We start from the raw sequence: 18,891 nt of genomic DNA, 5'->3' as shown, positions 1-18,891 counted from the left end.
GCCCTGGATGGAATCCCGGAATCAGCCCTCTAAATGTACTGCCCAGGCGGGCCGGCCGATGGGCGGATGGCCGCCGAATGCAGTGTGGGGCCTGTGGGACTCTTTGCAAAGCGGCATTAGCGACATAAGGACCTCCTGGTCGCTGCAGCGGTTGTCTAAGCAACTCCACTCTGCAACCGGGTCCTCACCTTCGGCTCAATAGCTCCCGCGGGTCATTACATTCAGCCAGCCAACCAACGTCCCTGGGCAGTACATCTGATATGTAGATCTCGTTTGTCAAGAGCGTGAGGAAGCAGTCCGCGGGCTGGGTTGCCTGGGACCGCTTCCTTTTTGTGGCCCCCGGGAAGAGGCGTTGGGTGTGTGGCCCAGCGTGTCGTTGGCGACTGCGCGGTTAGACTGATATGCGCGGGTTGGATACCGCAGGACGAAGTGTTCGGCTGGAGGCTACCGCTGGTCTAGCAATGACGGGCGTCGCCCGTTTCGGGTTGCCCATAGGTGTATCGCGGCTTTTACTCCACGCGCTGCGAGGAACCACTGTTCAACTGGGTCTTTTCGGGGGTGTTTTGGTGCCTGCTGTCCTTTAATGAGGCGGCAAGAGTCTGCCGAAATCAGGGGCGGCCCGGGTGGGTGCCTGTGGCCAGGGACCAGCACCATCCGGAGAGCTCGCGGGCGATGGCGACATTGGCGATGACCGGGCGTTTGCGGCGCTCGAGGTAGCTGATCCAGCGGTCGTGCAGGCGCCGGTTCCCGGCATGTCCCCGCGTTCTGGCTTCTGAGGTGGCTTCTTCCCATCGTCACCGCATCAGCCGGGAGGGGTTGTTATATGGCCTGCGGTGGTGCCAAGCCGCTTCAACAAGCAGCCGGCGGGCATGGCTGTTGCCGGTTTTCGTGATGGACCCCAGGGACCGGGACTGTCCGGAAGAATGCTCCGTCGGGACCAGGCCGAGGTAAGCGCCGATTGTGGAGCCGGTGAACCGGTCCCAGTCGCCGATCTCCACGGCCAGTCCAAATGCGGTCAGCGTCGAGATACCGCGCAGGCATTGCAGTGCCCGGACCACGGGGGTGTATTCACTGCTGTAGGCCATCGCAGTGATCGCTTGATCGAGGCGGCCACGTCGGTCCGAGATCTCCTGCATCGCCTCAAGGGAGGACTTATAGGTCAACTGCCTGGCCGGTGCGTCGAACCGCTGCCGGGCCAGCCAGAGCTCATGGGTTCCGGTCCAGGCCTGCCCGCCCGAATAAACGATGCCCTGCCGCAACAGGAGTTTGGAGATCCGGTGCCGGCATTCACGATGTAAGCAACGTCCTGACTCAGCACATCTTGCACCCAGCGTGCGTCTGGGTCAGAGCCATCGGCCCGGGTTACCCCGTATGAACATCCCCAAACAGCAGAACGCCCTGCCTTGATCGGATTCACCGGTGCTCACGAACCGGTGCTCATGGATCGGGTGACACGCCCGGCCGATCGGGTGTGGCCGCTGGTCTTTTTATCCAGAACAATAAGTAGTGACCCCGGTGCCGCTAACCGCACCACTTCAGGGCCGCAACAACCGAACTTCCCCTCAGCAGTCGGACGGCATGGATAGAATCGGGGACCAAGACGAACGCGCGCTGCCGGAGGTATGGAGAAACAATGTCGGAATGGCTCGAAGTCGGCACGGACAACTATGTGCTGGTGACTGAGGGATCCCTGCTGAACACCGGCCTGATCGTGGGCTCCGAGCGGGCCATGGTCATCGACACCGGTTGCGGTCCACGTCAGGGGCGCGAGATCCTGGACGCGGTCCGGGAGAAGACCGAATTGCCTCTCGTAGTGGCCAACACCCACGCCCACTACGACCACTTCTTCGGCAACGCCGTGTTCGCCGATGTCGGCGTCACCGAGTTCTGGGCGCACCAGAACTGTGCCATCGAGATCGACCATCGAGGCGACCTGCAGCGCAGGTACGTCGGAACGCTTGAGCCAGAGATGTCCTCGGCTGAGGGTAACAACGTTGAACTCGTAGTCCCCAACGCTATCGTCAAGGACCAGCCCGTCCTCGTGGATCTTGGTGGCGTGACAGCAACCCTGTTCCACCTTGGCCGGGGGCACACCGATGGCGACCTGCTAATCGGGACGCCAACTACTCTGTACGTCGGCGACCTCGTGGAACAAGGAGCCCACCCCTCCTTCGAGGACTCCTATCCTGAAGAGTGGGCGGATGCGCTCCGCCACATCTCCGCGCTGCGCCACCGCTACGAGTTCCTCATTCCCGGACACGGAAAGCCATGCAGCGATCAGTTCGTCAAGACCATGGCCAACACCATGACCACAGCTGTCCGCCAAGCCCGCCAGTCCATCCGCGATACGCCCAACGACGCCACCAAGGCCATTCCCGTCCTGCCTTATGGGCCTGAGCAGTCCCGATGGTTTATCAAGCGGCTTCAGGAGACCCGGCGCAATCCTCACGATGCTTCCTAGTGAGAGCTTCCCTTAGAAAATCCTCGGGTGGGATTCCAAGCGGTTCTGCATGGGGCGATGCTGGATCCTATCCCTATTCGCGCTGATGTTCTCGGCGGTAAAAGAATAAGCCTACTTTCCTTATGTTTGCTGCCACCACAAAGGCTGTTCCGCTTACCGGGCTCTCCATCCTTGCCGTTCTCCTGGTAGCCGCCGCAGCTGTGGTGTCGGTCGCTCGTCCACCACTGACCAGCGAATACCCGGCAGGAGCTCCTGCCGGACCCCCTAGACTTACTTGTTGAACCAGTGCCGCAGAATTGTTTGCCGAAACGTCCGGGGGGACAGACATGCCAGATCCGGCGGATCAGAATGCAGGCGCCCAAGCAGAGGATGCAGGGCAGCCGCAGCTGCGCCGACGTCGCGACCTTCGTCGTGCCGACGGCTCAGTTCAGGATGCCTGGACAGGAACCATGCCAGCAGTAACACCTTCCCCTTCGAGTTCAAACGACGCCGATCAGCCCCTCACGCGGCGCACGTCCTGGGCCGAGGCGGCTGCCGCAGCCGACGCTACTAAGCCGTCGCGGGCACCTTCGCCTCCGGCCACCGCCCCGGGACAACCCGTCCCGGCCGCCAGGCAGCCTGCCGCCGATCCTGCCGCGGCACCCATCGCCTCTGTGCCTTCCTCTGAACCGGCTGTTTCTCCGGGTGCGGCAGCAACCGAAGCTGCCACGCCGCCGTCGGACACTTCCATGCAGACGCCTTCTTTTCGCCGCAGCCGGCCAACGGTTGCGGAAACGATCGCCGAAAGTCCCATGCCGGACTTCATCAGCTCGCCGGGGCTGTTCGTCAAGGAGCAGAAACCGCGCCCCAGGGGTGGCATCCGCGGTGCGCTGTATAACCTGACGGGGGGTGCCTGGAACCTGGGTCCCGGACCCAAGCAGCGGCAGGAGGACGAGCTGGGCCGCCGCATCTCCCGCCAGCTCCAGGGCAGCTACAACACCGCGATCCTGAGCCTCAAGGGCGGCATCGGAAAGACCTCAACCACCGTTGGTGTGGGCCTAACCCTGGCCGAATACCGAGGGGACGCGCCCTGCGCCATCGACGCCAATCCGGACTCGGGAGACCTGGTGGAACGCGCCCTGGGCGAGGGCATCTACCAGCAAGCCAGCCCGCGGACCATTACGGACCTGCTGGAAAACATCGAATCCATCGACTCGCTCACGGCCTTGGCCCGGTACATGCACCACGCCGGCCGGCTGCACCTGATCGCGGGGGAGCAGGATCCGGAAGTCTCGGACTCGCTGACGGCCGAGGAGTACCTGCGGATCCGGAAGCTCATCTCCAGCTACTACTCCGTGGCACTGACCGACTGCGGTACGGGCGTAACCCACAACGCGATGAGCGGCATTCTGCAGTCTGCAGACAACCTAGTCATTGCCGCCGGCTATGCGGTGTCTGGCGCCAAACGTGCACGCAGCACGCTTCACTGGCTGGCCAGCCACGGCTACCAGGACCTGGCCCGCAACGCCATCGTGGTGATCACGGACAAGGACGAGGTGTCCTCCCGGGTGGACAAGGACGCCATCGAGGAGCACCTGGCCGGGATCTGCCGTGAGCTTATCGCTGTACCGCACGATCGTGGTGTGGCCGATGGCGACCTGGTGACCCTGGACGTGCTCAAGCCCGAGACACGGCGGGCCTATAAGGAGATCGCCGCCGCGATCGTTGACGGGTACCGATAACGGCTTGAGCGGGCTGCTCTTTTTAATTCTTCAATAGCTGCTGAGGGGGACCGATCGTATGTGGCCCTATTATCGGGGCATGGATACCTACCGAATCACCGATACAAACAAAGAAGATGCTGAGGTCAAAGTCTTCAAGGCTCGTGACAGCAGGCACGCGGAGGTCCTTGGCAAGGAGCACGCTGATGCAGCACAGGTTATTGTCTATCGACTTTGGGTGCAGCAGCAGGGCGGCGAGTGGATGACTGTATGACGCGCCACGACTCACTTGCCTCTAGAATCAGGTCATGACTTCTGGGGGGATTGCGCTTGTCGCTGCTGCCACAAAACGCGAAACAATGATCGGCATCAGGACGTTGCTGATGGCAGCGCTTGCCGGCCTGTCAACGTTCGATCCTGCTTTCACGCTCTCGATTGCCCCTGTCGTGTCGATAGCAGTCCTGATCCTGGGCAGGCCCCTAACCTTCAAAATAGACCCGCCCGTCTTGCTGGCAGTCCTTTTTGCCTTGTGGGCTTGGATGTCGATGACATGGACGACGGCCGAGGATTTCACCTCCGCCACTGCGGTCCTTTGGTCCGAGGTGCTGCTGATTTTTATCGCCGCCTATGATCTGATCAAGTCCAGGAGCCAGCTCCGGATGATCGCCGCCGGGTTTGTTACCGGCGCGGTATTCACTGTGGCGAAGAACCTTTACTTTGGTCCTGATCTGACGGAGACGGCGGCCACGGGTGGGCGAGCTGTGCTCGGTAACGCGAACATCAACTATGTTGCTTACGCCCTGGTGACGGCGTTGGTGCTCATTGTTGTGTTGTGGGTGTCGCGGGGACGGACGAAATTCTCGGTGTTGCTGCTGGGTGCGGCCTCCGCCGTGGTGATTGCGGGGATCATGGCCACTGATACCCGCGCAGCTCAAGTGGGGGCCGCCGGCATTGTTGCCTGGTCGCTGGTGTGCGCGGTCATCCGGAGGCAGCCGCTCAAGCTTTTGGTTGGGGTGGTCCTTGTTGCGGCTTTCTGTATCGTGACGGGCATAGCGGATCAGGCGTCTCTCGCCTATGAATCAGGGACGCGTGTCACGGGCGACTGGTCGGGACGGCTCATTATTTGGCCGATTGCGCGGGAGATGTGGGCGGAGAACCCTGTCGTCGGGCTGGGCGCGGGCGCGTTCACCATCATGAATGGACTAGGTATCGGGGCGCACAACTTCGTTCTTCAAACCGGGACGGGGCTTGGCCTGATTGGTGTGGGCCTCCTTGTTGCGCTGATGTGGACCGCGCTGGCGGGCTCCCGGCAACCGCTTCTCATTGGGGCGTTCCTCGCAGGGTCAGCCCCGTTGTACCTGTCTGGCATGTGGGAAGCGTCCCCTGCGGCTTGGGTTGCGATGGCTGTTTTTGCGCGCCTCAAGGTCTTGGACAGTCCGCGGCGGGAGCAGGACCCTCCCGCCGCGAATCAGCCCAATGCGCCCGACTGGGTGAAGGTACCGCAAAGCCAGTACCTTATTCGTCCCAACGCTGGTCCTATCCGCTAGAACCCCAGGCGTACGTCACGTAGGCGTGCAGGTAACCGCTGCTGCCACGACCTCATCGACCCGGAACTGGATTGGCGTACCGGGCTGACCTTGACTGACCGGACCACGTAGGGCGCTGTCCCGGCGTTCTTAGCGGCACGCATGGACCGGTTTTGCCACTGCATATCTGTGGCGTTGTCGTCCAGTTTCAGGATGGCACGCAGCCCTTCAATAAGGCGTCCCACATCAGGGAGAACTTTATGCTGAGCGTGCGAGCCATCGCTAAACGAGTCCTCCGGTATGAGGCGACGTTAGCTGAGCACCATGTGCGACCGACTCTGGTAGCCGATCGCGGTAGCAGCTGGTTCGAAACGCCCATGAGCCACTAAGTGCCGTCCGACCTCGTGCGCCAGGTGTACCAGGCGCACGACTGGACATGCATGATCTTCGCAACAGCGGGGTTCGCTGCGCCAAGCTGGTTGCGGTTCATCCGCAGAAGGTAAGCCGCTGCTGCCTGGTCCTGCCCCCAGGCAATGTAGTTGGGGAAGAACATGATGCCGGCTGCCGTTGCTGCGAAGAGGACCGCGGACAGGGAGTCCTTCCGCAGTACAGGCTCAAGGTCCGTGCCGGAGGCGTTCACCCGGTAGATACCGCAGGCGTTTTCAGCGTCTCCAGTGAGGACGTAGATACGCTGCCCGTGCTTCCCACTGGATGCCGTGGCCGTGCCGGACCGCGGTGGCCGGGTAGGCTAGGGCGTCTCGTTGGAAGACGCGAAAGTCAGACCAAGTTGCACCGTTGTCTGTGGAGCGGATGACCTTGAAGGTCGCCGGCGTGGCAGCGTTCGCGGTCACGTACTCGGCCATGTAGATGTTGCCGGTGACCGGGTCCTGGCACACGCTGGTCGGGCCCAGATAGTCAACGTTTCTGTGCTGTCACCACGTCCGTGAAGGTCGCCCCGTAGTTCGTTGAGCCGCGGATGGTGGGTGCGCCGCCGCCGTCAGGATGCCATGTGGTGAGGATTGTCCCGGCAGTGGATATACGGAAAAACAGGCCCTCCCTCGCGTACTTTCCGGCCCCGCCTTGGGCGAGCTTGGACCATACCGCGCCGCCGTTCGATGAGGAACGGAGGGTGCGGTCAGCGCCAACCGCGTACATGTTGGAGTTGCTCACCGAGAGCGGGGTCAGGTCGCCCCACGTGGTGTTCGGGGACACCCGGTCCACCAGCAGCACTGGTTTCAGCTTCACGCTGGAGGTGTCGCGGGGCGAAGCGACCTTGGCCGGGTACGACCCGGACAGGTTCCACTTGGTAGCGTAATAAGTGGCGCTGGACGTGAAAGCTGCCTTCGCGGTCACGATGTCGCCGGTAGGGGCCATGACAGCATCCCCCGCAGCATACGCGGTGTTCGCCTTTCACTTGGGGGCATAAGTGGCATTTTGTGCCATATCGAAATCGCAGACGACCTGGTGATCGCGGCTTGCCAGCCACGGCTACGAGAAGCTGGCCCGCTGGCCCGCGACGCCATCGTGGTGATCACGGACAAGGACGAGGTGTCCTCCCAGGTGGACAAGGACGCGATCGAGGAGCACCTGGCCGGAATCTGCCGCGAACTCATCGCCGTGCCGCACGACCGGGGTGTGGCTGATGGCGACCTGGTGACGCTGGACGTGCTGAAGCCCGAGACACGGCGGGCATACAAGGAGATTGCCGCCGCGATCGTGGACGGGTACCGATAGGACAAAGGAACTGCCCGCCTCCTTTGGGGGAGGCGGGCAGTTCTTGATGCCGTCATTAGACGAGCACACTCTCAGCTGGCGAAGGCTGGACCTGCCCTGCAAAGATGCTGCTGTCCAGGTCCGCAACGGATGACTTGCCCACGAACCCCATGGCCCCCTTGAGCTCGTCCTGGAGGATACCGAACACCCGGTCCACCGCCGGCTCCCCGCCGGTGGCCAGGGCGTAGGCGAACGGACGCCCGGCAAGGGCCGCCTTGGCGCCCAGCGCAACTGCCTTGACGATGTCGTGCCCCCGCCGGATGCCGCCGTCGAGGTAGATCTCCGCGCGGCCGCCCACCGCGTCCACGATGGAGGGCAGGACGTCGATGGTGGCGGGCTGGGAGTCGAACTGCCGGCCGCCGTGGTTGGAGACGAAGATGCCGTCCGCGCCCTCGTCCACGGCCCGGGCCGCGTCCTCGGCGTCCATGATGCCCTTGATCACCAGGTTCCCCTTCCACTCGGACCGGAGCCTGGCGAAGTCCTCCCAGGCGGCGCCCGGGTTCTTGTTGGACGCCATCCAGTTGTTCATTTCATTCATGCGCAGCGGCCGGCCGTCGATCTGGTAGTTCCCGTAGGTCATCTTCCGGCCGGTGAGCCAGCGCCACAGCCAGGCCGGGCGGGTGGCCGCGTTGAAGTAGTCCGCCACCGGCGGGCGCGGCGGCATGGACAGCCCGTGGTGAAGGTCCCGTTCGCGCTTGCTGGAGGACCCGACGTCGCCCGCCACCACCAGCGTCTCCACGCCCACGGCCCGTGCCCGGCTGATGTAGCTGGCCGTCTCCGCCGGGTCCTTCCAGAAGGCGATCTGCGCCCAAAGGTTGTCCGGGGCCACCTTGGCCACCTCTTCCAGCGAGCAGCCGGCCCAGGCGCTGTGGATGAAGATCGAGCCCGCCCGGACCGCAGCCCGGGCCACGGCCGGGTCAGAGCCCGGGTGGAAGATGGTGAGCATGCCCATGGGCGCCACCATCAGCGGCATCGCCAGGGAGTGCCTCAGCACGGTGGTGGAGGTGGTCAGGCCGCGGAGGTCCACCATGGACCGCTGGCGGAGCATCAGGGCATCAAACCGGTCCTCGTTGGCGTGCATGGTGGTCTCATCCAGCGCACCGCCCTCCAGATAATCCGAGATCATCTTCGGCAGCTGCTTTCGGGAAGCCCTGCGGTAGTCATCAATGCTGACAATCCATTTGTTTCTCAAGGGTCCTGCTCCAATGTGAAGGTCTAAATTACTTTCGCCAGAAATTGTTTGGTGCGTTCATGCCGGGGTTCGCGCAGCACGGTCCGGGGGTCGCCCTGCTCCACGATGCCGCCGCAGTCCATGAAGATCAGGTGGTCGCCCACTTCCCGGGCGAAGCCGATCTCGTGGGTGACCACGATCATGGTCATCCCGCCGTCAGCGAGCTTCCGCATCACGTCCAGCACCTCGCCCACCAGTTCCGGATCCAGGGCCGATGTGGGCTCATCGAACAGCATCAGCCGTGGCTCCATGGCCAGTGCCCTGGCGATGGCCACGCGCTGCTGCTGGCCGCCGGACAGGGACGCCGGGTAGGCATGCACCTTCTCGGAGAGCCCCACCCGCTCCAGGAGGACGCGGGCCCGGTCCTGGACGGCCTTCCGGTTCTCCCTCTTCACCCTGACCGGCGCTTCGCAGATGTTCTCAAGCACCGTCATGTGGGGGAAAAGGTTGAAGCTCTGGAAGACCATGCCGACGTTCTCGCGCATCCTCGCCGCCTCGGCGTTGTTCTGCGCGTGCAGCCGGCCTTTCCTGATCTTCACGCCAACCGGCTGTCCGTCCACAAGGATGTACCCGCCGTCGAGCGTTTCCAGCTGGTTGATGCAGCGAAGGAACGTGGACTTGCCGGAGCCGGAGGGCCCGATAATGCAGGTCACACTGCCCTTGGGAATGGTGAGGTCGATGCCTTTGAGGACTTCGAGGTCGCCGAAACTCTTGGTGACCCCCTGTGCTTCGATCATCACGTCACTCATGGCCGGGCCTCCTCTGGTGTGGTGCGTGGGCTCGCAGCCTTGGGCTTGCGGGGCCGCCGGGGGCTGCGTCCGGAAGTGATTCCGCCCCGGTTGAAGTGCCGTTCAATGAAGAACTGCCCAAGGCTCAGAACGCTGGTCACCAGCAGGTACCACATGCTGGCGGCGATAAGCAGCGGAATGGTTTTGAAGTTGGCGCTGTAGACCAGCTGCGCTGAATAGAGCAGCTCGGGGAAGGCCAGGACGCTCACCAGGGAGGTGGTCTTCAGCATGGAGATGGTCTGGTTGCCCGTTGGCGGGATGATGATCTTCATTGCCTGTGGCAGGACGATCCGGGAAAGTATCGCGAACCGGCGCATGCCCAGGGCCGTGGCCGCTTCCGTTTGTCCACGGTTGACGCTCAGGAGCCCTGCCCGGACGATCTCGGACATGTAGGCGCCTTCATTCAGGCCCAGGCCGAGGATTGCCGCCATGAAGGGGGTGATGAGCACGTTGGCATCCACCGAGAAGAACTCGGGCCCGAACGGCACGCCCACCGCAATCCGTGGGTAGATGGCGGCGATAAAGCCCCAGAAGAGGAGTTGGACGAAGACCGGCACCCCGCGGAAGAGCCAGACCAGGAACGCGGCGGTCCCTGCCACAATGGCGTTCGGGGCGAGCCTGGCCAGCGCCAGCAGGACGCCGACGACGATTCCCACAGCCATGGAAATGGCCGTCAGTCCCAGCGTGCGCAGGAGGCCTGTGAACAGCCGCTCCGAGGTGAACCAGCCGAAGACCACGTTCCACTCGAACCGCGGATTGGTGACGAGGGAGTAGCCCACCAGGAAGATCGCGAACAGGACGATTGCCGCCGTCAGCCACAACCCTCCGTGGCGCTGGTGCGGACGGCCCAGGAGAAGCTGGCGGTCCAACGCGTCACCGGCGGGTGCCTTGGCGTCGGGTTCCGTGGCTGTGTTGGCCATGTGGCTACTGCGCTTTGTTGAAGGCGAAGTCAGAGATTGCACCGGTGCCCACGCCCCACTTGTCGAGGATTTCCTTGTACTTGCCGCTCTTCGCGAGAGACTCCATGCCGAGCTGGACCGCCTTTTCCATGCCCGCCCCCTTCTTGAAGCCGATGCTGACGGGGGAGACGTCCTTTTCGCCGAGCAGTTCGATCTGGCCGCCCTGCTTGATGGCGTAGCCCAGGGTGGGTCCGTCGATGTAGACCGCATCGATGCGTCCGGCCGTCAAGGCGAGGTTGGGGGCCTGCATATCCGGGTAGGTCATGGCTTCGATAGCCGGTTTGCCGCCGTCCGTGCAGGCCTTAGACAGGGCCGGCAGGCGCTTGAGGTCCTGGAACGAACCCTTCAGCACGCCAACACGCTTGCCGCAGAACGTGTCCAGAGTCAGGTGCTGCGGGTTGCCCGGAGCGACGCCGATGCCGCTGCCTGACTGGTAGTAGTCCACGAAATCAAGGACTTTCATGCGTTCGGTGGAGGGGGACATCTGGGAAATCACCATGTCGAACTTGCCGGCAGCAATACCGGGGATGATGCCGTCGAAGGGGCCGCTCTTTACCTCCGTTTTCAGGCCCAGCGTCTGGCCCAGGGCCATGGCAATTTCCGGGTCAATGCCTTGAATGGTTGTCCCGTCGGCGGCCATGAAGTGCAGGGGAGGTGAGCTCTGGCTCATGGTGACGGTCAGCGTTCCCCTGTCCCGCGCATCCTTGGGGAGTGCTGCGGCGGCGGCTTCGTCGACTTTGACGGCCCCCTCGGAGCTCGAGCTTTTAGGGGCATCGGACTGGGCTGAGCTGGTCATTTCGGGGTTGGAGCACCCGGAGAGAAGCACGCTCGCCATGGAAACTGCGGCGACGGTCACCAACATCGATCGAAACTGAATCATCTACACGCCTTCGGAGGTGGGGGAGGAGGGGTGGTAGGAGAGCTTCCAACCTTGATGGGCAGCTTGGCTGTGGTACAGATCACTTCGCTGTCCGGTATCATGTACCGTACATCATGCACGATTTTCCGCCAACACCTTTTTTGCGGTCATTGTTTTGTGACGGGAAGCGCCTCTGGCGCTGCCTTCGTTGACCGATACTTCGCATAGGATTCCGAAATGAACGCCGCTTCGCCTGAAGAAGAAGTACTCATCCCCGGCCGGCCCATGCTGGTTGACCAGGTGTTCGAGGCCATCCTGTCCCTGTTGCTGGATGACAAGATCTCCACGGGCTCGCCGCTGAGCATCGACGGGCTGGCCAAGCGCTTCAAGGTGTCCTCCACGCCGGTCCGGGAAGCCCTGGCGCGGCTGGAAACAACCGGCATGGTCCGGCGCGAAGCCCTGCGTGGTTACAAGGTGGCCCCCGAACCGACAGCCAGCGACGTCGCGGCGCTGCTGACCTCGCGGGCGATCCTGGAACCCGCGTGCACCAGCATTGCCTGCACCAACTCAACCGAGGAGCTGGTGGCGGACCTGGAAAAGCTCCACCGCGACCTTGAGGCGTCGCGCCATGGGGGCGACACCTTCGCGGGTTACCGGGCCTACTGGCAGGCAGACGAGAACTTCCACCGGCGCATCGTGGAAGCCACCGACAACGAGTTCCTGCTCCGCGCCTACGGCTCCATCGAGGGGCACATCCAGCGGTTCCGGCTCATGGTGCACAACGACATGAGCGGCGACCACACCGTGCAGGAGCACCAGGCCATCATCGATGCGTTCAAGGCAGGGAACCCGGCCGCGGCGACGGCCGCGATGAACAGCCACATCGAGGGGATCAGGAGCCGCTCGCTCAGCCTGCAGAAGTTCGGGCAGCAGTAGGACGCGGAAAAGGCCCAGAACCTGGTCGGTAGTTACTGGGCCTTTCCCTGGGTCATATATTTGCGGCGCTAGCTTTGCCGCACCGGGACCTGGACAAACCGTGACAGGTATTCCATCAGGTCGCGGATCCCAAAACTCCACGCCGGGAGGTCCTCGGCGGTGCCCGTGGTGTTGATTAGCGACCCCAGCTGGGCGCTGTGGATCGTGACCCGGTCGCCCTCCTTGTGCGTGAACCCCAGGCCCGGCGTATCCCGGTCCTGGCTGGGGGCAAAGAGCGTCCCGGTGAACAGGGCAAAGCCGTCCGGGTACTGGTGGTGCCTGCCGTAGGCGGCCCCCACCAGTTCCTCGAAGGGCCGGCTGATCCGGGACAGGCTGTTTTTCCCGTCAAGACGGTAGCCGTCGGTTCCCTCCACCGTCATGGTGATGTCCTCGCTCCGCAGCGACTCCAGGCTGAACCGGTCGTCGAAGAGGCGGATAAACGGGCCGATGGCGCAGGACGCGTTGTTGTCCTTGGCCATGCCCAGCAGGAGTGCGCTGCGGCCCTCCACATCGCGCAGGTTCACGTCATTGCCCACCGTCGCGCCACGCACCCGGCCGCGGGAATCCACGATCAGGACCAGCTCCGGCTCCGGGTTGTTCCAGCTCGAGAACGACGGGATGCCGATTCGAGCCCCAAACCCCACGCTCGAGAGCACCGGGGCCTTGGTGAAGACTTCCGGGTCGGCGCCCAGCCCCACCTCCAGGTACTGGGACCACATCCCCTTGGCGGTGAACACCTCCTTGACCTGCCGGGCCTCCTCGGAGCCCGGCCGCACGCTGGCGAGGTCGGAGCCCAGAACGGCCAGGACGGACTCACGGACGGCCGCGGCCTGGTGGAAGTCACCGCCGCACCGTTCCTCGATGACCCGCTCAATCATGCTGTCCACGAACGTCACGCCGCAGGCTTTGACCACCTGCAGGTCCACCGGGGCCAGGAGGTGCGGGCGTTCCGTGTCCTGCGCCAGGGAAGCATCGATCAGGGCCGCCAGGTCCCAACTGGGCGACTCGCGGGTGGACATAATGAGCCCCGCTGGGTCGTCCAGGTCCAGAAGTTCCGCAACGGTGTGTACGTGCGGGGTGTGGTCGAAGACGTCCTGTCCGCTGATGGAGACCACGCGCGGCCCACCGGTCTCCGGGTCCCAGACGCGCCCCACCAAAAGGGCCTTGTCCGCATCCGCGGGCAGGATCTGGTCTGCACTAACAGTCGTCATCGTGTTTCAGCTTTCTGTCCGGCAGGCTGGTGGATTCCGTCCACCCGCCGCGTGATGTTCCAGGGGTTGTCATCCCGGAGGGCAGGCGGAAGCTGCTCCGGGGCGAAGGAGTCGTAGGCAACCGGTCGCATGAATCGTCCGATGGCAGCGGTGCCTACGGAGGTGGTGGAGGCGGCGGTGGTGGCGGGATAGGGCCCACCGTGCTGCTGCGCGTAGGTGACGCTGACTCCCGTTGGCCAGGCGTTCCACACCAGCCGGCCGCTCCGTTCCCGCAGCACCGTCAGCAGGTCCTCGAGCTTTTCCTCCGGCTCACCCTGGACGGTGGCCGTCAGCTGGCCCTCCAGCAGGGCTGCCAGTTCGGTGAGGTCGGTGCCGGGACGGTACCGGATGATCAGGGTGGCGGGGCCGAACATCTCCTGCTCCAGCAGCTCCGGCTGTGCCAGCACTGCCTCCGCGGTGGTGGCCAGCACGGTGGGCCGGGGAGCCTCGGCGTCGTCGCCCTTCACCAGCACGTCCACGCCCTCGGCGGACCGTACCTTTTCCAGGGCGGCGTCGAAGCCCTCGCGGAGCTTGGGGCTCAGGAGCGGTGCCACGCTCTTGGCTTCGAGTTCCTGCTGAAGCAGGGCTGCCACCTCGTCCATATCCTCCGCGGGCGCGAACAGCAGTCCCGGCTTGGTGCAGAACTGCCCCATCCCGGCGGTGAATGACGCGGCGTAACCCGAAAGGATGGCGTCCCGGCGCGTAGCCCAGGCCTGCTCCGTGACGAACACGGGGTTGATGCTGCCCAGCTCGCCGTAGAAGGGAATGGGGGTGGGGCGGCGGCAGGCCCGGTCAAAAAGCGCCCGGCCGCCCGCGGTGGAGCCCGTGAAGCCAATCGCCTTGGTCAGGGGATGGTCGACCAGTGCTTCGGCTGCCTTCCGGCCCACCACGGCGGAAAACAGTCCCTGCGGTGCGCCTGCTGCGGCAAGTGCTTCCTCGACGATGGCTGCCGTGCGCAGCGCGAGCTGCAGGTGCCCTTCGTGGATCTTGTGCACCACGGCGCAGCCGGCCGCGAGGGCGGAGGCAGTGTCCCCGCCCATCACGCTGAATGCAAAGGGGAAGTTGGAGGCACCGAAGACGCCCACGACGCCGAGGGGCACGTTGACCCTGCGCAGGTCCGGGCGGGGGCCCATTCCCCAGTCCTGGTCGGCGTGGTCAATGATGGCGCCCAGGTGCTCACCGGCAAGGATTTCGCTCCGGAAGAGGCGCAGCTGGAAGACCGAGCGCTTCAGTTCGAAACGCAGCCGGCCCTGGTCCAGGTGGGTTTCCTGTTCTCCGAGGCCAACGAGTTCATCCGCGTTGGCTTCGAGGGCGGCGGCGATGGCCTCCAGCCAGGACCCGCGGACCTGTGGTTCCACGTCCCGGGCCTGCTCGTAGGCCGCGTGCGCGGCCACTATCTGGTTTTCGACCTGCTCTGGGGTGGTCTGCATGTTGTTTCCTCCTGGAATCATCTTTAGTTCCAAATCCATTCCTTGTCGAACAATGTGCGATATTTCGAACGGTGCACGTAGACTGGAAGCCGCGCTAGGCCATCGCGCCCCAAACGAAAGGACTTCACGTGCCCCGCTTGACCCCCGCCGTCGTCAGGAGCCTCGACGTCCTGGAGCTTTTCATGGACGCCCGCCACGGGCTTTCCGCACCCGAAGTGGTGCAACGGACCGGCCTTCCCCGGACCACCGTCCACGAACTGCTCACCACCCTGACGGAGCGCAAATACCTCCGCCGGGACGATGCCACCGCCACCTACCACCTGGGGCTGAGCGTCTTCCGGCTGGGCAACGCGTTCGCCGAACGGCTGGACCTGCACGCCGTCGGGCTGCGCATTTCCCAGTCCGTGGGCAGGGAGTGCGACGAGACCGTGAACGTGGGAATCCTCGACGGCGCGGACGTGGTGTACATCTGCAAGGTGGACAGCACCCAGTCCGTGCGCATGGTCTCGCGCATGGGCGGCCGGCTTCCGGCGAGCTGCACCGCCGTGGGCAAGGCCCTTCTGGCGTACCTGCCGGACGCCGAACGCAAGCGCATCATCACAAAGGGCCTTGCCAAACTGACCCCCAACAGCATCACTGAACCCCACGCGCTCGCCAACGTCCTGGACGAGATCCGTGCCTCCGGGCTGGCCTTCGAGTCCGGGGAGTCCACGCCGGACGTTTCCTGCGTGGCTGCGCCGGTCCGGGACTACACCGGCGCAGTGGTGGCGGCCCTGAGCATCTCCGTGCCGGACATGCGCTGGAACCAGCGCCCGGTGGAGGAGTGGTCGGCGCTGGCGGCCGACGGCGCTGCCCGCTTGAGTGCCGAGCTCGGCTACCGCTGACGGCTGGGGGAGCGGGGCGAACCCCTGGCGGTCAGCCGGCCAGTGCCACATGATCGCCCGAAATGCCGGCCGTGGACTTGACGCCCAGCAGCTGCATGGACCGTACGTACTGGGAGCGCAGGATCTTCACGGCATGGGCGGCGCCGCGCTCGCCGCCGGCCATCAGGCCGTAGAGGTAGGCCCGGCCCACCATCGCCGCATCCGCTCCCAGGCCGACGGCGGCCAGGATGTCACTGCCGGACATGATGCCGCTGTCGATCAGCACCGTGGGGTTGGATCCCAGGGCCTCGCGGACCTGGGGGAGGATCTTTAGGATGGTGGGCGAGCGGTCCAGCTGCCGGCCCCCGTGGTTGGACAGGACTACTCCGTCGCAGCCCAGCTCGACAACCCGTTCCGCATCCTTGACCGTCTGGATGCCCTTGACCAGCAACTTGTGCGGCCACACTTTACGCAGCCAGGCGATGTCCTCGAACGTCAGGGCGGGATCGAACACCTGGTCCGCCACCTCTGCCGAGTTCCCGCCGAAGCCTTTGAGGGACGCGAACTCGATGGGCGGGGTGGTGAGTTTGTCGAACCACCAGGACGGGTGCAACGCCATGTCGGCAAAGGTCTTCGGCGACAACGTGGGCGGGATGGTCAGCCCGTCACGCAGCTCCCTGACGCGGGCACCGCCCACTTGGGTGTCCACGGTGACCATCAGGACGTCGTAGCCGCTGGTCAGCACCCGCTCCAGCAGGCCCTCGGTTTTGCTCCGGTCCTTGGCGATGTAGAGCTGGAACCAGTTGTTCCCTTCAGGCACCGCCTTGGCGAGGTCCTCCACGGTGGTGGTGCCCACCGTGGAGAGGGTGTACGGAATGTTGTTCCGGGCCGCTACCCGCGCAACTGCCTTCTCGCCGTCGTTGTGCATCATCCGCGTGTAGCCGGTGGGCGCCAGGACCAGGGGGAAGTCGATGGTCCGGCCAAAAAGCTTCGTGGAAGGATCGGGATCCGAGACATCACGGAGGACTGCCGGCGAGAACTCCACGTCCCGGTAGGCCTGCCGGCACCGGGCGATGGTGATTTCCTCCTCCGCAGCGCCGTCCGTGTAGTTGAAGACAGCCTTCGGCGTGGTCTTCTGCGCCATCGCGCGAAGGTCCGCGATGGTGAACGCCCGGGCAAGCCTTCGCTGCACGGGGTCCATCTCGAAGCTCCGGAACTGGACAAGTTCGCGGATCTCGGACCACTTGGGCAGTTGACGGTCCTCCATGGGGAGCAACCCCTCTCATGTTCGAAATTTAGTACAAAGGTCGGCTGGCTGGTGTTGGTGAGTCGGGCCAGTTGATCGTTCGGTCAATGTCCCGCTGGTGGCCGCGTCGCCGCTGATGCAGGCCTTCCCGTCCAAATCCCGGTCCAGTGCTTGACGGGCCGGGGTGGCGTCCCTAGACTCCTTTGTGTTCCCGATCACCCTACCCCAGCGATCGCTTGATCGCCACATCGACCAACGTTCGAAATATCGAACATAAGACTTGCAAAATCCGAGACCCACAAAGCAGTGGGCTTTCGAAAGGACCCCCAATGTCAGCAGTCCCCAACGCCGCTGCACCCAGCGGCGGACGGATCGTCCTGCGCTCCGCCCAGGACGTCACAGACCTCATCAACAGCGGTGCCCTCCAGAAGGGCAAATCCTTTGCCATCACCCTCATCGCCCTGGGCGGCATCTTCCTGGACGCCTACGACTTCACCTCGGTGGCGTTCGGCCTGCCCTACATCTCCAAGGACTTCCACCTGACTCCCGAGATGCTGGCCGTGGTGTCCGCCTCGATCATGGTTGGCGCCCTGGTGGGATCAGTCTTCGGCGGCTACTTCGTGGACAAGCTCGGCCGGTTCAAGGTGTTCATGGCGGACATGGTCTTCTTCGTCGTTGCCGCCATCGCCTGCGCCGTGGCCCCGGACGTCTGGACCCTCATCATTGCCCGCTTCATCATGGGCCTGGGCATCGGCGTCGACTTCCCTGTCGCCTTCAGCTTCCTGGCCGAATACGCCTCACAGAAGAAGAAGGGCGGCACCGTCTCCCTCTGGCAGCCTATGTGGTACGTCGCCGTCGCATCCACCTTCGCACTGCTGATTCCCGTGTACTTCCTCTTCCAGGGCATGCAGTGGCCGGAAAACCAGATGTGGCGCATCGTTGTCGGCTTCGGCGCCGTCCCGGCCATCCTGATCATGATCTTCCGCCAGAAGTACATGGCGGAGTCCCCCTCCTGGGCGGCGCAGAACCTGGGCCTGCACGAAGCAGCCAAGATCCTTAAGCGGACCTACAACGTGGACGCCGAAGTGGCGGAAGACGCCGTGGACCCCCGTGCCGAGCGCAAGCAGTTCCAGATGACCCTCACCCAGGCCTGGGGCAAGCTGGTGGGCAAGAAGTACCGCGGCCGCACTGGCCTGGCCCTCGTCATCAACGCCAGCCAGTCCATGGAGTACTACGCTGTCGGCTTCTTCGTCGGGCAGATCGTGCTCGCCATGCTGCACACCCAGAACGTGATGACCAACATCATGTCCTCGCTCATCCTCAACGTCTGCTTCGGCGTTACCGGCGGCTTCATCGGTGCCCGCCTCTCCGGCAAGATCGGCCCGCGCAAGCTGTCACTCCTCGGCTTCTGCGGCACCTTCACCTGCATGATCATCGCCGGCAGCCTCAGCAACGTCGAAGGTGCCTGGTCCTTCATCGGCGCCCTGGTCATCGGCCTCCTGATCTTCTGCCACGCAGCAGGCCCCGGAGCCCAGGGAATGACCATGGCCACCATGTCCTACCCCACCTCCCTCCGCGGAGCCGGCACCGGCTTCACCCAGATCGGCATCCGCCTCGGAGCGATCGCCGGGCTCGTGTTCTGGCCCCTGGCCACGGCCGCCTGGGGAACCCGTGCGCTGCTGGTGCTCGCTGTTGTTCCCGCCATCGCCATCGTGGTGATCCTGATCAACAAGTGGGACCCGCACGGCCGCGACATCGACGCCGAAGACTACGAGGACCAGTCCGTGGCCGCGGTCAGTGCAAACCGCTGATTCCGGTGCCCGCAACCCC

At 64.2% G+C, this 18,891-nt stretch carries 16 protein-coding genes and 2 pseudogenes; 8 read left to right on the top strand and 10 right to left on the bottom strand.

The genetic code is table 11. The features are described 5' to 3' along the window. Positions 1–608 precede the first annotated feature (608 nt). Positions 609–1,283, bottom strand: a pseudogene (locus LFT46_RS15665) (transposase); the annotation flags it as partial. Positions 1,284–1,633: 350 nt separating this feature from the next. Between LFT46_RS15665 and LFT46_RS15660 the strand changes: the two are divergent. The 4 genes from LFT46_RS15660 to LFT46_RS15640 all read left to right on the top strand — a co-directional run bounded on the left by LFT46_RS15660 (position 1,634) and on the right by LFT46_RS15640 (position 5,708). Continuing rightward, a complete protein-coding gene (locus LFT46_RS15660) occupies positions 1,634–2,461 on the top strand; it encodes an MBL fold metallo-hydrolase (RefSeq protein ID WP_236820302.1) in 828 nt (275 codons plus the stop codon). A gap of 326 nt (positions 2,462–2,787) precedes the next feature. Then, a complete protein-coding gene (locus LFT46_RS15650) occupies positions 2,788–4,182 on the top strand; it encodes a MinD/ParA family ATP-binding protein (RefSeq protein WP_442863652.1) in 1,395 nt (464 codons plus the stop codon). 79 nt (positions 4,183–4,261) lie between these two features. Then, the gene (locus LFT46_RS15645) at positions 4,262–4,435 is read left to right on the top strand and encodes a hypothetical protein (protein WP_236820299.1); all 174 of its coding nucleotides are present in this window, start codon (positions 4,262–4,264) and stop codon (positions 4,433–4,435) included. 34 nt (positions 4,436–4,469) lie between these two features. Beyond that, the gene (locus tag LFT46_RS15640; protein WP_236820298.1) at positions 4,470–5,708 is read left to right on the top strand and encodes an O-antigen ligase family protein; all 1,239 of its coding nucleotides are present in this window, start codon (positions 4,470–4,472) and stop codon (positions 5,706–5,708) included. 364 nt (positions 5,709–6,072) lie between these two features. Here LFT46_RS15640 and LFT46_RS15635 read toward each other — a convergent pair whose 3' ends face one another. Both LFT46_RS15635 and LFT46_RS15630 read right to left on the bottom strand, forming a co-directional pair. Further along, entirely contained in the window at positions 6,073–6,327 is a 255-nt protein-coding gene (locus LFT46_RS15635; RefSeq protein WP_236820297.1) for a hypothetical protein, read from the bottom strand. Between the two features lie 275 nt (positions 6,328–6,602). Further along, positions 6,603–7,061, bottom strand: coding sequence for a hypothetical protein (locus LFT46_RS15630; RefSeq protein WP_236820296.1), 459 nt, complete (start codon positions 7,059–7,061; stop codon positions 6,603–6,605). 129 nt (positions 7,062–7,190) lie between these two features. Here LFT46_RS15630 and LFT46_RS15625 point away from each other — a divergent pair. Further along, a pseudogene (locus LFT46_RS15625) lies at positions 7,191–7,421 on the top strand (MinD/ParA family protein); the annotation flags it as partial. 55 nt (positions 7,422–7,476) lie between these two features. Here LFT46_RS15625 and LFT46_RS15620 read toward each other — a convergent pair. From LFT46_RS15620 to LFT46_RS15605, 4 genes are all read right to left on the bottom strand, one after another. Continuing rightward, the gene (locus tag LFT46_RS15620) at positions 7,477–8,586 is read right to left on the bottom strand and encodes an alpha-hydroxy acid oxidase (RefSeq protein ID WP_236820294.1); all 1,110 of its coding nucleotides are present in this window, start codon (positions 8,584–8,586) and stop codon (positions 7,477–7,479) included. 89 nt (positions 8,587–8,675) lie between these two features. After that, positions 8,676–9,440 carry an amino acid ABC transporter ATP-binding protein gene (locus LFT46_RS15615; protein WP_272910804.1) on the bottom strand — a complete coding sequence of 255 codons (765 nt, stop codon included), beginning with the start codon at positions 9,438–9,440 and terminating at the stop codon, positions 8,676–8,678. Then, complete coding sequence (locus LFT46_RS15610; protein WP_236820293.1) at positions 9,437–10,399, bottom strand: amino acid ABC transporter permease; 963 nt, start codon at positions 10,397–10,399, stop codon at positions 9,437–9,439. Before LFT46_RS15610 ends, LFT46_RS15615 begins: the two co-directional genes overlap by 4 nt. 4 nt (positions 10,400–10,403) lie before the next feature. Continuing rightward, the gene (locus LFT46_RS15605) at positions 10,404–11,318 is read right to left on the bottom strand and encodes an ABC transporter substrate-binding protein (RefSeq protein ID WP_236820292.1); all 915 of its coding nucleotides are present in this window, start codon (positions 11,316–11,318) and stop codon (positions 10,404–10,406) included. Between the two features lie 216 nt (positions 11,319–11,534). Between LFT46_RS15605 and LFT46_RS15600 the strand changes: the two genes are divergently transcribed. Beyond that, complete coding sequence (locus LFT46_RS15600) at positions 11,535–12,233, top strand: GntR family transcriptional regulator (RefSeq protein WP_236820291.1); 699 nt, start codon at positions 11,535–11,537, stop codon at positions 12,231–12,233. Between the two features lie 68 nt (positions 12,234–12,301). Here LFT46_RS15600 and LFT46_RS15595 read toward each other — a convergent pair whose 3' ends face one another. Together LFT46_RS15595 and LFT46_RS15590 are read right to left on the bottom strand one after the other, a co-directional pair. Beyond that, positions 12,302–13,483, bottom strand: coding sequence for a fumarylacetoacetate hydrolase family protein (locus tag LFT46_RS15595; RefSeq protein ID WP_236820290.1), 1,182 nt, complete (start codon positions 13,481–13,483; stop codon positions 12,302–12,304). Then, positions 13,480–14,952 (bottom strand): aldehyde dehydrogenase (NADP(+)), encoded by a 1,473-nt coding sequence (locus LFT46_RS15590; protein WP_236820289.1) that lies wholly within the window; start codon positions 14,950–14,952, stop codon positions 13,480–13,482. Before LFT46_RS15590 ends, LFT46_RS15595 begins: the two co-directional genes overlap by 4 nt. Positions 14,953–15,080: 128 nt before the next feature. On the opposite strand from LFT46_RS15590, the gene LFT46_RS15585 reads away from it, so the two are divergent. Next, positions 15,081–15,836, top strand: coding sequence for an IclR family transcriptional regulator (locus tag LFT46_RS15585; RefSeq protein WP_236820288.1), 756 nt, complete (start codon positions 15,081–15,083; stop codon positions 15,834–15,836). 31 nt (positions 15,837–15,867) lie between these two features. On the opposite strand, the gene LFT46_RS15580 is transcribed toward LFT46_RS15585, so the two are convergent. After that, positions 15,868–17,082, bottom strand: a complete 1,215-nt coding sequence (locus tag LFT46_RS15580) for an alpha-hydroxy acid oxidase (protein ID WP_236820287.1) — start codon at positions 17,080–17,082, stop codon at positions 15,868–15,870. A 308-nt stretch (positions 17,083–17,390) separates the two neighbouring features. On the opposite strand from LFT46_RS15580, the gene LFT46_RS15575 reads away from it, so the two are divergent. Next, on the top strand, positions 17,391–18,872 hold the full coding sequence (locus tag LFT46_RS15575) for an MFS transporter (protein WP_236799317.1): 1,482 nt from the start codon (positions 17,391–17,393) through the stop codon (positions 18,870–18,872). Positions 18,873–18,891: the final 19 nt, after the last annotated feature.

It is taken from the genome of Arthrobacter sp. FW306-07-I, assembly GCF_021800405.1.
Taxonomy (GTDB): domain Bacteria; phylum Actinomycetota; class Actinomycetes; order Actinomycetales; family Micrococcaceae; genus Arthrobacter.
The sequence above is the reverse complement of the archived record's forward strand: the minus strand, read 5'-3'. Positions and strand labels throughout refer to the sequence as shown.

Coding starts and splice junctions, on each gene's coding strand:
- LFT46_RS15660 (WP_236820302.1), top strand. CDS start 1,634: ATGTCGGAATGGCTCGAAGTCGGCACGGACAACTATGTGCTGGTGACT.
- LFT46_RS15650 (WP_442863652.1), top strand. CDS start 2,788: ATGCCAGATCCGGCGGATCAGAATGCAGGCGCCCAAGCAGAGGATGCA.
- LFT46_RS15645 (WP_236820299.1), top strand. CDS start 4,262: ATGGATACCTACCGAATCACCGATACAAACAAAGAAGATGCTGAGGTC.
- LFT46_RS15640 (WP_236820298.1), top strand. CDS start 4,470: ATGACTTCTGGGGGGATTGCGCTTGTCGCTGCTGCCACAAAACGCGAA.
- LFT46_RS15630 (WP_236820296.1), bottom strand. CDS start 7,061: ATGGCCCCTACCGGCGACATCGTGACCGCGAAGGCAGCTTTCACGTCC.
- LFT46_RS15620 (WP_236820294.1), bottom strand. CDS start 8,586: ATGATCTCGGATTATCTGGAGGGCGGTGCGCTGGATGAGACCACCATG.
- LFT46_RS15615 (WP_272910804.1), bottom strand. CDS start 9,440: ATGAGTGACGTGATGATCGAAGCACAGGGGGTCACCAAGAGTTTCGGC.
- LFT46_RS15610 (WP_236820293.1), bottom strand. CDS start 10,399: ATGGCCAACACAGCCACGGAACCCGACGCCAAGGCACCCGCCGGTGAC.
- LFT46_RS15605 (WP_236820292.1), bottom strand. CDS start 11,318: ATGATTCAGTTTCGATCGATGTTGGTGACCGTCGCCGCAGTTTCCATG.
- LFT46_RS15600 (WP_236820291.1), top strand. CDS start 11,535: ATGAACGCCGCTTCGCCTGAAGAAGAAGTACTCATCCCCGGCCGGCCC.
- LFT46_RS15595 (WP_236820290.1), bottom strand. CDS start 13,483: ATGACGACTGTTAGTGCAGACCAGATCCTGCCCGCGGATGCGGACAAG.
- LFT46_RS15590 (WP_236820289.1), bottom strand. CDS start 14,952: ATGCAGACCACCCCAGAGCAGGTCGAAAACCAGATAGTGGCCGCGCAC.
- LFT46_RS15580 (WP_236820287.1), bottom strand. CDS start 17,082: ATGGAGGACCGTCAACTGCCCAAGTGGTCCGAGATCCGCGAACTTGTC.
- LFT46_RS15575 (WP_236799317.1), top strand. CDS start 17,391: ATGTCAGCAGTCCCCAACGCCGCTGCACCCAGCGGCGGACGGATCGTC.